Genomic DNA, 13,760 nt, shown 5'->3' on the forward strand with positions numbered 1-13,760 from the left:
AAGCATCAGGCCAGGCCCGCCTGATCCATGGCCCGGGCCAGGTCGGCCACCAGGTCGGCAGGGTCTTCCAGCCCTATGTGCAGCCGCACCACCGGGCCGCGCCGGCTCCAGTCGGTCACGCTGCGGGCTTCGGCCATATGGGCCTGCGTCACCAGGCTTTCGTAGCCGCCCCAGGAGGCGCCGATGCCGAACAGCTGCAATCCGTCGATCAGGCGATCCACGGCCGCCTGCGGCGTGCCGGGACGCAATTCCAGCGACAGCAGGCCGTTCGTGCCATGGCAGTCGCGCTGCCACAGCGCATGGCCGGGGTGCGAGGGCAATGCCGGGCAGAAGACCGTGGCCACGGCCGGATGGGCTTGCAGCCAGCGCGCCACTAGCAGCGCATGCTGCCCATGCATCTGCAGGCGCGCTCCCAGCGAACGCATGCCGCGCAGCACCAGCCAGGCATCGTCGGGGCTGACCGCCATGCCGAAGGCGTCGCAGCGCTCGGCCAGCGGCGCCCACGCTGCCTGCGTGGTGGCGACCGTGCCCATCATCACGTCCGAGTGGCCCGAGAGGTACTTGGTCGCGGCCATGATGGAAACATCGGCGCCCAACGCCAGCGGCCGGTACTGCACGCCCGAGCCCCAGGTGTTGTCCACCACGACCAGGGCGCCGCGCGCATGGGCCATGGCCGCGAGCGCGGGCAGGTCGCACATCTCGTAGACCAGCGAGCCCGGGCATTCGGCATAGAGCATGCGCGTGTTGGGGCGCATGCCGGCTTCGGCATCGCTGCCGTCGGCCGCGAAGAAGCTGTATTCGATGCCGTAGGGCTGCAGGAACTGCCGCGCCATATGGCGCACGGGCTGGTAGGCGCTGTCGGTGAGCAGCACGTGGTCGCCGGGCCGCAGATAGCTCAGCAGCGTCATGCCTATGGCCGCCAGCCCCGTGGGCAGAAGCCGGGTGCGGTAGGCGCCTTCGAGTTCGCTGACCGCATCTTCGAGCGCAAAGCTCGTGGGCGTGCCGCGCGCGCCGTAGCTGAAGATGCGTTCGTCGCCGCGGCGCCCGCGCATTTCACGCTGCTGCGCCGTGCTGTCGAACAGCACCGTGCTCGCGCGCACGAGCGGTGGATTGACCGCCGTGCCGCCGGCGTAGGCCGGCGCCTTGCCGGCGTGCAGCAGCCGGGTTTGCGGGTTCCATTGCGGAACCGGGGGAAATTCGGGATTCATGTTGCAGGCCGTGTGACAAGGGATACAGCCTATTCCACCTTGGCGCCGGACAGTTTGACCACACGCGACCAGCGGTCGATGTCCTGGCGCAGCTGGGCCGCAAAGGCTTCGGGCGTGCTGGCCACGACCTCGCTGCCGCCCTCGACGATCAGGCGCGTCACCTCGGGCATGCGCAGCGTGCGCACAATGGCTTCGTGCAGATAGGCGACGCGCTCGGGCGATGTGCCTGCCGGGGCGAAGAATCCATACCAGTCCTCGAAGCGGGCGTTGCGGTAGCCCAGTTCCTCCAGCGTCGGCACCTTGCCGAACACGCCGATGCGGCGCGGGCTGGTCACGGCCAGTGCACGGACCTGGCCGGACTGGATCATGCCCGCCACCGAGGAGGTGGACGTAATCAGCACATCCACCTGCTGGCCCAGCAGGTCGTTGATGGCCGGACCGGCTCCCTTGTAGGGCACATGGGTCATGGGCACGCCGTTTTCCTTGGACAGCACCACGCCCACCAGGTGCGACAGCGTGCCGTTGCCGGGCGTGGCGTAGGTGACGCGGCCCGGCGCGCTCTTGCTGCGCTCCGCCAGGTCCGCAAAGCTCTTGAGCGGCGATGCCGCCGGCACCACGATGGCCAGGGGCGCGGCATTGATCTGCGTGATGGGCACGAAGTTCTTGAGCGGATCGAAGCCCGGCGCGCCGTACAGCGTGGGGTTGACAGCCATCAGCGACACCTGGCCCGTGAGCAGCGTGTAGCCGTCGGGCTTGGCCTCGGCCACGGCCTTGGCGCCGATGTTGCCGCCGGCACCGCCGCGGTTTTCCACCACGGCCGGCTGGCCCGTGACTTCCGGCAGGCGCGTGGTCACCCAGCGCGTGCTGGCATCGTTGCCGCCGCCGGGCGGGAACGGCGAGACAAAGCGTATGGGCTGGGCCGGAAAGCCGTTGCGCGCAGCCAGCGGCTCGGCAGTTGCCTGCGAGAGCAGGGCCAGGGCCGCGAGGCTGGCGGCCAACATCCTAGCCAGAGTGGGGATTGCGAACATGTCTTGTCTCCTGTCGTTATGTGATCTGATTGATGGCGCTTTACAGCAGGTCAGCGATGCATGGCGCAGCCTTTGCAACTGGCGTAACTCAGGCCAGGGGCACCAAGCAAGGGCCGCCCCGCAGCGAGGGTGCCGTCCCCCTCCCGCGCAGCGAGAGAGGGGGAAGCGGCGCAGCCGCTCAGGGGGAGCTTCATGCCGCCCCTGGCAGGCGGAAAGCCGCCAGCTCCTGGGCATCGAGCTGCGCCACCAGTCCGGTTTCCCAGGCCAGGTATTGGCGCGCCGCCTCCTTGTTGCCATCGTGCCGGTCGTGCACGAAGAACAGGTAGTCGATGCATTCGGCATCACCTGGGCTGTCGGGCGTGGATTCGACCGGCAGCCCGGCCTGCCGCCAGGCGGCCATGCCGCCGGCCAGCAGCAATGGCGGCTGCGGCAGCTCCAGCGCGGCCCATTGCGCCAGCGCAGGCTCGTCGGCAATCAGCACCACCTGGCGCGGTTCGCCCGCCAGGTCCTGTGCCAGGCGCGGGCGTATGGACCAGCGCGCACCGGCGGCGTGGCCGGCCCGGTACTGCATGCCCGGCCGCAGGTCCACCACGGCCACCTCGCCCTGCCGCATGCGGCGGTCCAGCTCCTGGGCCGTGATCGTGGCCAGCGCGGGCGCCTGCGCCGGCACAGGCTCCTCCAGCGCCAGCCCGCTTTGCAGGCCACCGCGCAGCACGCAGGCGTCATGTCCCATCTGGCGCAGCCAGCTCGCCACCACGGGCGCGCGGATGCCGAAGTCACCACCGTCGCTGTCGAACAGCACTAGGCGCGCGCCACGCACGCCCACGTACTGGTCGCCGGCCTGCATCAGCTGACCGCCCGGCGTGTGCTGCGCGCCGGGCAAGGTACCGGCCCTGTACTCCTCGGGCGTGCGCACATCGCACAGGAACAGCGTGCGACCGTCCTCCTGCGCCCAGCCGCGGACCGTGTCCGCATCGACCACCGGCACCTGGAAGCGCTGCGCCAGCTGCTCGGCCTGGGCGCGCAGTGCCGCGCTGCCGGAATCGTCGCCGTAGCGGCGCGTACCGCCATGTTCCAGCGGCAGATCGGCCAGATACCAGCCCTGGGTGCCGTTCTCCAGCGCGTAGACCGGATTGGGAATGCCGAGGTTGATCAGCGTCTGCGCACCGATGATGGAGCGCGTGCGGCCCGCGCAGTTGATGACGATGGGGGTGTGCTCATCGGGCACCAGGCTGCGCACACGCAAGGCCAGCTCGCCGTTGGGGCAGCAGACGGCTTGCGGAATGTTCATCTTGTGGAATTCCGGGACCGGCCGGCCGTCGAGCACCACCAGCGGCTCGCCTGCCGCCTGCCGCGCCGCCAGCTGCTGCGCCGTGATGCGTGGCGTGCCATAGGCATGCTCGGCCAGCTCGCCGAAGGTCTTGGACGGCAGGTTCACGCCGGCGAACAGCGCATGGCCCGCCGCGCTCCAGGCCCGCGTTCCGCCTTCAAGCACGGCAACCCGGGAATAACCCAGGGCCTGCAGCCGCTGCGCGGCGCGCTCGGCCACGCCGGCGCCGGCAGCGTCGCCGCCGTCATAGACGACGACACGCACCTGGCGGCGCGGCACGAGGCGCTCTATTTCCAGCTCCAGCCGGCTGTAGGGCAGCGGCGTCGCATAGAACAGGTGCGACTCGCCGTACTGGCCGTGCTCGCGCACGTCGAGCAGGGCGATCTCCCGGCCGTCGTGAAGCCAGGATTTGAGGGTGGTAGCGTTGACGAAGGTGGTCATTGCGAAATTTCGGGCAAAGCTGCGCCCACGCGCCGGGGCGGCATGCTGCGGCAGCAGGAGGAAATGGAAAAAAAGCGGGCTAGCGGCGTGTCTGCACGCCGATGGACATGGTCTGGCAGGTGCCGGCTTCCAGGTCGTAGCTGGTGCGCTCGTTCAGCGTCTCCAGCGCGCGGCCGTACATGTGCAGGTGGCGTATGACCTGCTCGCCGCGGATCTCCACCGAGTGGATGTCCTCGGGCATAAGCGCGATGCCCGTGCCGGGCGCAACCACCACCATGCCGGTCTCGCGCAGCGTGCCCTTGCCGGGAACGGAGCCGTCGTCGGTGCGCTCGTAGACACGGTTGTGCTCCGTGCCCTCGACGGCGGCGATGCAGGCCCAGGTCGTATGGTTGTGCGGCACGATCTTCTTGCCGGGGCGCATCACGTTCAGGTACAGCGCATAGCTCTGGTCCGGGTCCTCGGCGATCAGGTAGCGCGCCTGGTGCTCGCCGGCTTCGGGGGCCGGATAGTCCGCCTGCTGCCACAGCTCGCGCCGCGCGGCCAGGCCCAGCAGCTGCTGCAGCACGGCGTCGAGGCTGGCGCGCGTGGCCGGCCCTGCGCCAATGACGCTCTTCATGGACGAAATGGCCGTATCCACGGCCTGCTGGCGTTGTTCGGTGATCGGGTTCAAGCGGGGCTCCTTCAAGTCGTTGCGTCCACTTTAGCCATGCGGCCCAGGGCCAACAATCCAGGTGGCTCCAATAAATACTTCAATAAAATTGAAGTATGGACACGCTCGACCTGGACCTGCTGCGCACGCTCGCCACCATAGGCGCCAAGGGCAGCTTTGCCGCCGCGGCCGTGCAGCTGGGCCGCACGCAATCCGCGATCACCCAGCAGATGCAGCGGCTGGAGGAAAAGATAGGCCATGCGCTGTTTGAGAAACAGGGCCGGCAAAAGCGCCTGACCGACCATGGCGAGCGCCTGCTCGGCTATGCGCGTCACATGCTGGCCATCCACGACGAGGCGCTGCGCAATCTGCAGCAGCGCCAGGTGCAGGGCCTGGTGCGCATAGGCGCGCCGCACGACGCGGCCGACACCATGCTGCCGCCCGTGCTGCAGGAGATCGCGCTGAACTTCCCCGGCATGCAGATCGACATCCATGTGGACCGCAGCCCCTTTCTCATGGAAGCGCTGCGCCAGGGCGAGCTGGACATGGCCATTTCCAACCGCGAGGACCCGGGCTTCGAAGGCTTTGTGCTGCGTTCCAGCCCCACGGTCTGGCTCTGCGGCGCAGGCTATGCGCACGACCCGGCCCGGCCCGTGCCCCTGGTCATGGCCGACGGCCCGAGCATCTTCCGGCGCCTGGGCTGCGACGCGCTGGACGCGGCCGGCATCGCCTGGACACCGCGCCACACCTGCACCAGCCTGGTCGGCATCCGCGCGGCGCTGCGCGCGGGCCTGGGCGTCACGGCACGCGGCGTGGAGCAGCTGGACCCCGGCCTGCGCGTGCTGGGCGCGGGCGACGGCATGCCCGCCCTGCCCGATCTGGTCTACCACCTCTACATCCGCAGCCATGTGGTCAATCCCGTGACCCGCCAGGTGTTCGAAAACCTCAGGGCGCGCGTGCGCCTTTCGGCCGGATAGCGGCGGCGCTCACACGCCCAGGTACTGCCTTCTCACCTGCGCATTGCCGGCCACTTCGGCCATGGGCCCCTCATGCACGATCTGGCCTTTTTCGAGCACATAGGCGCGGTCGGCCACGACCTGCGCAAACGGCAGGTTCTGCTCGCTCAGCAGAATGCCCATGCCCCGGGCCTTGAGCTCCAGGATGGTGCGCGCCATCTGCTCCACGATCAGCGGCGCCACGCCTTCCGAGGGCTCGTCGAGCAGCACCAGATACGGCTGGCCCATCAGCGTGCGCGCCACGGACAGCATCTGCTGCTCGCCGCCGCTCATGCGCCCGCCCGGGCGGTCGGGCATCTCGCCCAGGTTGGGGAACAGCGCGAAGAGCTTTTGCGGCGTCCAGTGCGGCACGGCCGTGCCGTCCGGCCACTGCCGGTGCGGCTGGCGGCCGACTTCGAGGTTCTCGAGCACCGTGAGCTCGGTGAAGATGCGCCGGTCCTCAGGCACATAGCCCAGGCCGCAGCGGGCAATCTGGTGCGGGGCTTTCTTCTCCAGCGCCCGGCCCATGAAGCGTATGCGCCCTTCGCGCCTTGGCACCAGTGCGGCGATGCTCTTGAGCGTGGTGGACTTGCCCGCGCCGTTGCGCCCCATCAGCGCCACCACCTCGCCACGCCCCACGGCCAGCGACACGCCATGCAGTATGTGGGCCGCGCCATACCAGGCGTTGAGGTCCTCGACCTCCAGCAACTTCGTGTCAGGGTCGATCATGCGGATTTTTCCAATACCAGGCCTGTGCCCAGATAGGCCTGCTGCACGCGCGCATCGTCCCGGATCTGCTGCGGCGTGCCTTCGGCCAGCAACTGGCCGCGCACCAGCACGGCCACGCGGTCGGCCTGGCCGAAGACCACGTCCATGCTGTGCTCGGTGAACAGCACGCCCATCTGGCGCTCGCGCGCGATACGGCGCGCCAGCTGCATCAGTGCCACGCGCTCGCCGGGCGCCATGCCGGCCGTGGGCTCGTCCATGAGCAGGAGCCGGGGGCCATGGGCCAGCGCCATGGCCAGCTCCACGCGCTTGACGTCGCCATAGGCCAGCTCGCTGCAGGGGCGGTCGGCCTGGGCCCGCATGCCCACCTGCTCCAGCAGCGCCAGCGCATCGGCGCGGCGATGGGCAGCAGCCCGGCTCCACCAGGCAAAGATGCGCCGGTTGGCCGACAGCAAGGCCATCTGCACGTTCTCGGCCACGGTGAGCGAGGCAAAGGTCTGGGCGATCTGGAAAGTGCGGCCCACGCCCAGGCGCCAGATGGCGCGCGGCGGCAGACCCGTGATGTCGCGCCCGGCCAGCCGCACGCGCCCGCTGTCCGGCGCGAGCTGCCCGCCCACCATGTTGAAGGTGGTGCTCTTGCCCGCGCCGTTGGGGCCGATCAGCGCCAGCAGCTCGCCGGCCTGCAGGCCGAAGGAGACGTTCCGCACGGCCTGCACGCCGCCAAAGGACTTGCTGATGCCCTCGATCTGCAGCAGGCTCATGGCTGGGGTTCCTCTCTTTTTCCAGGAGCAAGCCGCGCCTGCAGTGCCTGGGCAAAACCGGAAATCCCCTGTGGAAACACCAGGACCAGCACCAGCATGACGGAGCCCATCAGCGCGCGCCAGTATTCGGTGTTGCGCGCCACGGTGTCGTGCAGCCAGGTGAACACCGCCGCGCCCGCCACAGGGCCGGCCAGGGTCTGCACGCCGCCCAGCAGCACCATGACCAGCGCATCGACGGACTTGGTGACCGACATGGCATCGGGCGCCACGCCGCCCTTGGAGAACGCGAACAGCGCGCCTGCCAGGCCGCCGAACAAGCCCGCGATCACGAAGGCCGTCCACTGCACGCGGCGCACGTCCACGCCGATGGCATCGGCGCGCAGCGCCGAGTCGCGCGTGGCGCGCAGGGCATAGCCCAGCGGCGAGAACAGCAGGCGGCGCAGCAGCCAGAGGCCCGCGGCGCATACGGCCAGCGCCACCCAGTAGAAAACCGCGCCGCTCGATGCCCACTCCGGCGGCCAGACGCCGGTCACGCCGTTGCTGCCGCCCGTGAAATCGTCCCACTGGAAGACGATGGCCCAGCTGATCTGGGCGAAGGCCAGCGTCAGCATGGTCAGGTACACGCCCGACAGGCGCACGCAGAACCAGCCGTAGAGCAGCGCGCCGGCCGCGGCCACCAGCGGGCCCAGCAGCAGCGCCGCCTCCATGGGCAGCGCCAGCAGGCGCACCAGCAGCGCCGCGCCATACGCGCCCAGCCCGAAGTAGGCCGCATGGCCGAACGAGTGCATGCCGCCCGGCCCCAGGATGAAATGCAGGCTGGCCGCGAACAGCGCGGCGATGAAGATATCGGTCAGCAGCACGGCGGCATAGCTGCCGACGCCTGCGCCCGTCACCAGCGGCAGCAGCACCAGCGCGGCCAGCAAGGCGATCCAGGCCGCGCCGGCGCCCCGGCCCGCGGGACGCAGCGGCTGCTCGGGTTCGCCGCCGCTGCGCGCCAGCGCCTGGGGCTTGCCCAGCAGCCCCCAGGGCCGCCATACCAGCACCACGGCCATGACCAGGAATTCCACCACCAGCGTGAGCTTGGAAAACGAGATCTCCACGCCGGCGATCTGCTGCACACCCAGCCAGATGCACACGGCCTTGAGTTCGGCCACCAGCAGCGCGGCGATGAAGGCGCCGGCAATGCTGCCCATGCCGCCGACCACCACCACTACGAAGGCCGCGCCTATGGTCAGCATGTCCATCTCCAGGCTGGCCGGCTCGCGCGGCAGCTGCAGCGCGCCGCCCAGGCCCGCCAGCAGCGTGCCCAGCGCGAACACGGCGGTGAACAGCCACGCCTGGTTCACGCCCAGGGCGCCGACCATTTCGCGGTCCTGCGTGGCCGCGCGCACCAGCGTGCCGAAGCGCGTCTTGGTCAGCAGCAGCGTCAGGCCCAGCAGCACGAGCGGGCCGATGGCCATCAAAAGAAGGTCGTAGGCAGGAAACCGGCGGTCCAGGATCTGCACCGAGCCCTCGAAACCCGCGGCGCGCGGGCCGAAGAGCTCCTCGGGGCCCCACAGCCACAGCGCCGCGTCCTTGATGACCAGCACCAGCGCGAAGGTGGCCAGCAGCTGGAACAGCTCGGGTGCCTGGTAGATGCGGCGCAGCAGCAGCATTTCCACGGCCGCTCCCAGCAGGCCGCAGGCCAGCGGCGCCAGCAGCAGCGCGGGCCAGAAGCCGATATGGGGCGACAGCGCTTCCACGCTGCTGTAGGCGATGAAGGCCCCCAGCATGTAGAACGAGCCGTGGGCGAAGTTGATGGTGCGCGTGACGCCGAAGATCAACGACAGCCCCACGGACACCAGGAACAGCGACGATGCGCTGGCCAGGCCGTTGAGCAGCTGGGCCAGCAGCCCGGTCGCGCTCATGCAGAGCTCCTTGTCGGCATCCACCTCTCCCTTCAGAACGGGTTCACGATCTCGGACATGAAAAAACCACCTGCGGCAGTGCAGGTGGCCTGGCATTTTCGCCGATGCCCAATCAGTTCGCGGCCGCGGGCCGCAGCTTCTTCACGTCCTCGTCCGAGGGCTGGTAGTCCTTGCCGTCGGCATAGCGGTAGTCGACCAGCACGCCATGGCCCAGCCTGGCGTCGTAGGCCGTCTTGCCCACATAGGCGCCCATGGTGGACTGGTGGTCCTGCGCGCGGTAGGTGATGCGGCCGAAGGGCGTATCCACCTCCAGGCCCTTGAAGGCGGCGATGAGCTTTTCGGTATCGGCGCTGCCGCCGGTCTTGCGCAGGCCCGCGGCAATCGACTGGATGGCGTTGTAGCCCACGACGGTGCCCAGGCGCGGGCTCTCCTTGAAGCGCTCCTGGTAGGCCTTGAGGAAGGCCGCATGCTCGGGCGTGGAAATCGAATACCAGGGATAGCCGGTCACGGTCCAGCCCACGGGCGCTTCCTTCTTCAGCGGATCCAGGTACTCGGGCTCGGCCGTGAGCAGGCCGACGACTTCACGGTCTTTGAACAGGCCGCGCGTATTGCCCTCGCGCACGAACTTGCCCAGGTCGGTGGCGAACAGCACGTTGAAGATGGCATCGGGCCTGGCATCCTGCAGCGCCTGCACCACCGAGCCCGCGTCGATCTTGCCCAAGGCCGGGGCCTGCTCGGCCACGAACTCGATGTCGGGCTGCCTTTCCTTCATGAGCTTCTTGAAGGTGGCCACGGCCGACTGGCCGTACTCGTAGTTGGGATAGACGATGGCCCAGCGCTTCTTGTGCAGCTTGGCGGCCTGCTCGACCAGCATGGCGGTCTGCATGTAGGTGGAGCCGCGCAGGCGGAAGGTATAGCGGTTGCCGTCGGCCCAGACGATCTTGTCGGTCAGCGGCTCCGAGGCGAGGAAAAAGCGCTTCTTCTGCCTGGCGTAGTCGGTCAGCGCCAGGCCCACGTGCGAGAGAAAGCTGCCCGTGAGCACATCGATCTTCTCGCGCGTGTACAGCTCCTCGGCCGCACGCACGGCATCGCCGGGGTTGGCGTTGTCGTCGCGCGTGACCAGCTGCAGCTTCCGGCCCGCAATGCCGCCGGCAGCATTGACTTGGCTTACGGCCAGCTCCATGCCCTTCTTGTAGGGTTCCAGGAAGGCAGGCTGGGCCTTGTAGCTGTTGATCTCGCCGATCTTGATCACGCCCTGCGCCCAGGCCGGCAGCGCGGCCAGGGTCAGCAGGGGCAGGGTCCAGCGCATCTGCATCGTCACGTTCCTCGTATTTTGTCTGTACTAATACTCAGTTTGAGTATTAATAGATGAAAAAGAAGTGCTGCCTTGCGGAGCACAGGCGGCCATGCTAGTTCAGCGCGCAAACGGCTGTCAAGCCAGGCCGGGCCAGGGTGCATGGAGGCGGCGTCATTCTGCTTATCACTAATCAATCTCAAGACATTGGCATGCGATGCACCCATTTGCCGCCATTTCCCGGACAATATAGGTTGTCCCGCTTGGCAAACGGCAGCTATCGCATTAGGCAGTTTCTGCCCGCGTGTTTCGCCACCAACGCCTTCATGGCAATCCGCCGGGCTTTTGCTGCAACGGCAGCTCCGTCTGACCTGCATTGATTTTTGTAGACGATCATGAGTGCTTTTCTTGAAGAACGCGTGCTGTCGGTCCACCACTGGACCGACCGTCTTTTCTCTTTCACCACCACCCGCGATACCTCGCTGCGCTTTTCCAACGGCCATTTCACGATGATCGGCCTGAAGGTGGACGGCAAGAATCTGCTGCGCGCCTATTCCATCGCCAGCCCCAACTACGAAGAGCACCTGGAGTTCCTGTCGATCAAGGTGCCCGACGGCCCGCTGACCTCCAAGCTGCAGAACATCCAGGTGGGCGACACCATCATCGTGGGCAAGAAGCCTACGGGCACGCTGCTCATCGACTACCTGCTGCCCGGCAAGAACCTGTACCTGATCGGTACCGGCACCGGCCTGGCGCCCTGGCTGGCCGTGGCCCGCGACCCCGAGACCTACGAGAAGTTCGAGAAGGTCGTGGTCGTGCACGGCGTGCGCCACATCAACGAGCTGGCCTACCAGGAACTGTTCGAGAAGGAACTGCCCGAGCACGAGTTCCTCGGCGAGATCGTCAAGGACAAGCTGGTCTACTACCCCACGGTGACGCGCGAGCCCTTCCGCAACCAGGGCCGCATCTCCAACCAGATTAATGCCGGCACCTTCCCGCAGAACATCGGCCTGCCCGAGCTCAATCCCGAGACCGACCGTGTGATGCTGTGCGGCAGCCCCGCCATGCTGGCCGAACTCAAGGAGCTGCTGGAAAGCCGCGGCTTCAAGGAAGGCAACACCACCACGCCCGGCGACTTCGTGGTCGAGCGCGCCTTCGTCGAGAAATAAGCCGGCGTCACGCCCCCGGATGGCAGCCCCGCGCTGCCGCCACCAAAGCCTGCCCGCCTTTGTGCGCGCAGGCTTTTTTGCCGCCGGACCGCATGCGTGGGGCTTTTTCCAGAGCGGCAGCCGCAGGCCTTTCCATAATGCGGCCATGCCCTCCTCGCTGCGCCCCGCCCCGGCTTCCGACCCGCTTGACCGACGCTTCGTGACTGCGCTGGCGCGCGGGCTGGAGGTGCTGTCGTGCTTTCGCTCGGGCGAAAAGCTGCTGGGCAACCAGGATATCGCCAGGCGCTGCGGCCTGCCCAAGTCCACGGTCTCGCGGCTGACCTATACGCTCACCGAGCTGGGCTACCTGATCCATGTGCCCGAGGAAGGCAAGTACCGCCTGGGCACGGCCACGCTGGCCCTGGGCAGCGCCATGCTCTCGCGCCTGGACGTGCGCCAGATCGCGCGGCCGCTGATGCACCGGCTGGCCGTGGCCACGCGCACCGAGGTCGCGCTGGGCACGCGCGACCGGCACAACATGATCTACATCGAGCACTGCCCCAGCCCCGGCTTTGCCCACCGCGACCTGGACATGGGCTCGCGCCTGCCGCTGGCGACCACAGCCATAGGCCGCGCCTGGCTGGCTGCCAGCACGGCCGCCGAGCGCCAGCAGGCGCTGGACTACCTGCGCTCGCATGCGCCCGAGCAATGGCAGGCCGCCATGGCGCAGCTGCCGCAATGGCCGCTGCCCGGCGATGCAAACCGCAGCCAGGTCTGCCATTCCTTTGGCGACTGGCAGAGCAACGTCAACGCCGTGGCCATGGCCTTCTCGCCGGGCCGCGGCCTGCCGCTGATGTCCATCAGCTGCGGCGGGCCCAGCCGCCTGGTCTCGGCCGACTTCCTGCGCCAGCGCGTGCAGCCCGAGCTGGAGCGCATGGTGCGCCGCCTGCAGAAGGCCATAGACCAGGCGGCCTGACAAAACAATAGCTGCCAGCGCTTGACAGTGAAAGGTTTCAAATGGATTTGCATATGAAATCTTCACCTGCCGTGCGCTGGCAGCTATGCTTTCAGCATCTTGCGCGATGGATCAATGCTCGGTCTGCACGGGCTCGATCTTGCCGTTCTTGACCGCGGCGCCGCGCTCGCGGGTCAGGGTGCCGCCCTTAGCATCCACGCCCATCACGCCGCCGGGGTTGACGTCGGCCGCCAGCGCCTTGTAGGCCGCGTCGAGCTTGGCATGGATGGCCTTGGGGTCCGAGGTGGTGCCGGCCAGCTGCATGGCCTTGGCCGTGGCATGCACGGCCGTGTAGTTCCATTGCGCCTCCGAGCCCGGGATGCGGCCCGGATAGGCCTTGCCGAAGCGCTGCACGAAGGCCTGGTTGGCCGGCTTGCTGTCCTCGGAGACCGGCATCACGCCGATGGCGCCCTCGAGCACCTTGTAGTCGCCGCCCAGCACGCGCGCCATCTCGTCGAGCTTGGCCTGGTCCATGATGATGAAGCCGCCCTTGAAGCCCAGCTCGCGCGCCTGCTTGACGACCAGGGCCGTGGGCTCGGAAGCGCCGCCGACGAACAGCACGTCGGGCTTTTCGGCCAGGGCCTTGCTCACGCCGCTGTAGAAGTCCGTGGCGCGGTTGTAGCTCATGGGATTCTCGGCCACCACGGTGCCGCCCAGCTTCTCCCAGCCGGGCTTGAAGGCCGCGGCCCAGGCCTTGCCGTAGTCATGGTCGGCGCCGATCATGGCCACCTTCTTGCCGAAGCGCTCCATCTCGTACTTGGAAAACGGCGTGATGTAGGAGGTGAATTCGGGCGGAATGCGCAGCGTGAGCTTGTTGCCGCGCGCCGTGATCTGGGGCACGGAGCTGTAGGCCAGAACGATGAAGTTGCTGCGCTCGTTGGTGGTCTGCAGCGCGAAGATGCCGCCCGAGTGCGGCACCAGGATGGCCGCGGTCTTGTGCTGCTGCACCAGGCGCTGGGCGTTGATGGCGGTCTCGGACGGGTTGTACTTGTCGTCCAGCGCCACGATCTCGAACTTGACCTTCTTGCCGCCCACTTCGGGGCCGGCCGCGTTGAGCTCGGCCACGGCCATCTGCATGCCGTCGAGCACGTTCTTGCCGTACTGCGCGGCGCCGCCGGACAGCGGGCCCGAATAGCCGATCTTGACCACTTCCTGCGCCAGCGCGGGGCCCGCGGCCAGCACGGCGCCGGCCAGGGCCACGGCGGTCATGCGGCGGCGGGTGAACAGGGGAAATGCTGTCATGTCTGTCTCCTTTGCA

12 protein-coding genes are annotated in these 13,760 nt (G+C 68.1%); 3 read left to right on the forward strand and 9 right to left on the reverse strand.

Going from position 1 to position 13,760, the window contains the following annotated elements; translation table 11 throughout:
- Positions 1-5: 5 nt before the first annotated feature.
- The 4 genes from metC to V8Z74_RS07325 all read right to left on the reverse strand — a co-directional run bounded on the left by metC (position 6) and on the right by V8Z74_RS07325 (position 4,623).
- Complete coding sequence (gene metC / locus V8Z74_RS07310; protein ID WP_349708716.1) at positions 6-1,208, reverse strand: cystathionine beta-lyase; 1,203 nt, start codon at positions 1,206-1,208, stop codon at positions 6-8.
- A gap of 29 nt (positions 1,209-1,237) precedes the next feature.
- Positions 1,238-2,236, reverse strand: a complete 999-nt coding sequence (locus tag V8Z74_RS07315; protein ID WP_349708717.1) for a Bug family tripartite tricarboxylate transporter substrate binding protein — start codon at positions 2,234-2,236, stop codon at positions 1,238-1,240.
- Between the two features lie 190 nt (positions 2,237-2,426).
- Entirely contained in the window at positions 2,427-4,007 is a 1,581-nt protein-coding gene (locus V8Z74_RS07320; protein ID WP_349708718.1) for a rhodanese-like domain-containing protein, read from the reverse strand.
- A gap of 79 nt (positions 4,008-4,086) precedes the next feature.
- Complete coding sequence (locus V8Z74_RS07325; protein ID WP_502879481.1) at positions 4,087-4,623, reverse strand: cysteine dioxygenase family protein; 537 nt, start codon at positions 4,621-4,623, stop codon at positions 4,087-4,089.
- A gap of 149 nt (positions 4,624-4,772) precedes the next feature.
- Here V8Z74_RS07325 and V8Z74_RS07330 point away from each other — a divergent pair, with 149 nt between their 5' ends.
- Positions 4,773-5,633: a LysR substrate-binding domain-containing protein gene (locus V8Z74_RS07330; protein WP_349708720.1), complete on the forward strand. Its 861-nt coding sequence runs from the start codon at positions 4,773-4,775 to the stop codon at positions 5,631-5,633.
- A gap of 9 nt (positions 5,634-5,642) precedes the next feature.
- Here the strand turns inward: V8Z74_RS07330 and V8Z74_RS07335 are convergent, their stop codons facing one another.
- The 4 genes from V8Z74_RS07335 to V8Z74_RS07350 all read right to left on the reverse strand — a co-directional run bounded on the left by V8Z74_RS07335 (position 5,643) and on the right by V8Z74_RS07350 (position 10,360).
- The gene (locus V8Z74_RS07335) at positions 5,643-6,380 is read right to left on the reverse strand and encodes an ABC transporter ATP-binding protein (RefSeq protein WP_349708721.1); all 738 of its coding nucleotides are present in this window, start codon (positions 6,378-6,380) and stop codon (positions 5,643-5,645) included.
- Positions 6,377-7,138, reverse strand: coding sequence for an ABC transporter ATP-binding protein (locus tag V8Z74_RS07340; RefSeq protein WP_349708722.1), 762 nt, complete (start codon positions 7,136-7,138; stop codon positions 6,377-6,379). Before V8Z74_RS07340 ends, V8Z74_RS07335 begins: the two co-directional genes overlap by 4 nt.
- A complete protein-coding gene (locus V8Z74_RS07345) occupies positions 7,135-9,045 on the reverse strand; it encodes an ABC transporter permease (protein ID WP_349708723.1) in 1,911 nt (636 codons plus the stop codon). Before V8Z74_RS07345 ends, V8Z74_RS07340 begins: the two co-directional genes overlap by 4 nt.
- A gap of 112 nt (positions 9,046-9,157) precedes the next feature.
- The gene (locus V8Z74_RS07350; protein WP_349708724.1) at positions 9,158-10,360 is read right to left on the reverse strand and encodes an ABC transporter substrate-binding protein; all 1,203 of its coding nucleotides are present in this window, start codon (positions 10,358-10,360) and stop codon (positions 9,158-9,160) included.
- A 374-nt stretch (positions 10,361-10,734) separates the two neighbouring features.
- On the opposite strand from V8Z74_RS07350, the gene V8Z74_RS07355 reads away from it, so the two are divergent.
- Together V8Z74_RS07355 and V8Z74_RS07360 are read left to right on the forward strand one after the other, a co-directional pair.
- Positions 10,735-11,508, forward strand: coding sequence for a ferredoxin--NADP reductase (locus tag V8Z74_RS07355; protein WP_066474930.1), 774 nt, complete (start codon positions 10,735-10,737; stop codon positions 11,506-11,508).
- Between the two features lie 145 nt (positions 11,509-11,653).
- Positions 11,654-12,463 (forward strand): IclR family transcriptional regulator, encoded by an 810-nt coding sequence (locus V8Z74_RS07360; protein ID WP_066475400.1) that lies wholly within the window; start codon positions 11,654-11,656, stop codon positions 12,461-12,463.
- Between the two features lie 111 nt (positions 12,464-12,574).
- On the opposite strand, the gene V8Z74_RS07365 is transcribed toward V8Z74_RS07360, so the two are convergent.
- Positions 12,575-13,744 (reverse strand): ABC transporter substrate-binding protein, encoded by a 1,170-nt coding sequence (locus tag V8Z74_RS07365; RefSeq protein ID WP_349708725.1) that lies wholly within the window; start codon positions 13,742-13,744, stop codon positions 12,575-12,577.
- Positions 13,745-13,760: the final 16 nt, after the last annotated feature.

It is taken from the genome of Comamonas sp. w2-DMI (assembly GCF_040187735.1).
Classification (GTDB): domain Bacteria; phylum Pseudomonadota; class Gammaproteobacteria; order Burkholderiales; family Burkholderiaceae_C; genus Comamonas; species Comamonas terrae.

Excerpts from the sequence above, each read along its gene's own strand:
- metC (WP_349708716.1), bottom strand. The coding sequence starts at position 1,208 with ATGAATCCCGAATTTCCCCCGGTTCCGCAATGGAACCCGCAAACCCGG.
- V8Z74_RS07315 (WP_349708717.1), bottom strand. The coding sequence starts at position 2,236 with ATGTTCGCAATCCCCACTCTGGCTAGGATGTTGGCCGCCAGCCTCGCG.
- V8Z74_RS07320 (WP_349708718.1), bottom strand. The coding sequence starts at position 4,007 with ATGACCACCTTCGTCAACGCTACCACCCTCAAATCCTGGCTTCACGAC.
- V8Z74_RS07325 (WP_502879481.1), bottom strand. The coding sequence starts at position 4,623 with ATGAAGAGCGTCATTGGCGCAGGGCCGGCCACGCGCGCCAGCCTCGAC.
- V8Z74_RS07330 (WP_349708720.1), top strand. The coding sequence starts at position 4,773 with ATGGACACGCTCGACCTGGACCTGCTGCGCACGCTCGCCACCATAGGC.
- V8Z74_RS07335 (WP_349708721.1), bottom strand. The coding sequence starts at position 6,380 with ATGATCGACCCTGACACGAAGTTGCTGGAGGTCGAGGACCTCAACGCC.
- V8Z74_RS07340 (WP_349708722.1), bottom strand. The coding sequence starts at position 7,138 with ATGAGCCTGCTGCAGATCGAGGGCATCAGCAAGTCCTTTGGCGGCGTG.
- V8Z74_RS07345 (WP_349708723.1), bottom strand. The coding sequence starts at position 9,045 with ATGAGCGCGACCGGGCTGCTGGCCCAGCTGCTCAACGGCCTGGCCAGC.
- V8Z74_RS07350 (WP_349708724.1), bottom strand. The coding sequence starts at position 10,360 with ATGCAGATGCGCTGGACCCTGCCCCTGCTGACCCTGGCCGCGCTGCCG.
- V8Z74_RS07355 (WP_066474930.1), top strand. The coding sequence starts at position 10,735 with ATGAGTGCTTTTCTTGAAGAACGCGTGCTGTCGGTCCACCACTGGACC.
- V8Z74_RS07360 (WP_066475400.1), top strand. The coding sequence starts at position 11,654 with ATGCCCTCCTCGCTGCGCCCCGCCCCGGCTTCCGACCCGCTTGACCGA.
- V8Z74_RS07365 (WP_349708725.1), bottom strand. The coding sequence starts at position 13,744 with ATGACAGCATTTCCCCTGTTCACCCGCCGCCGCATGACCGCCGTGGCC.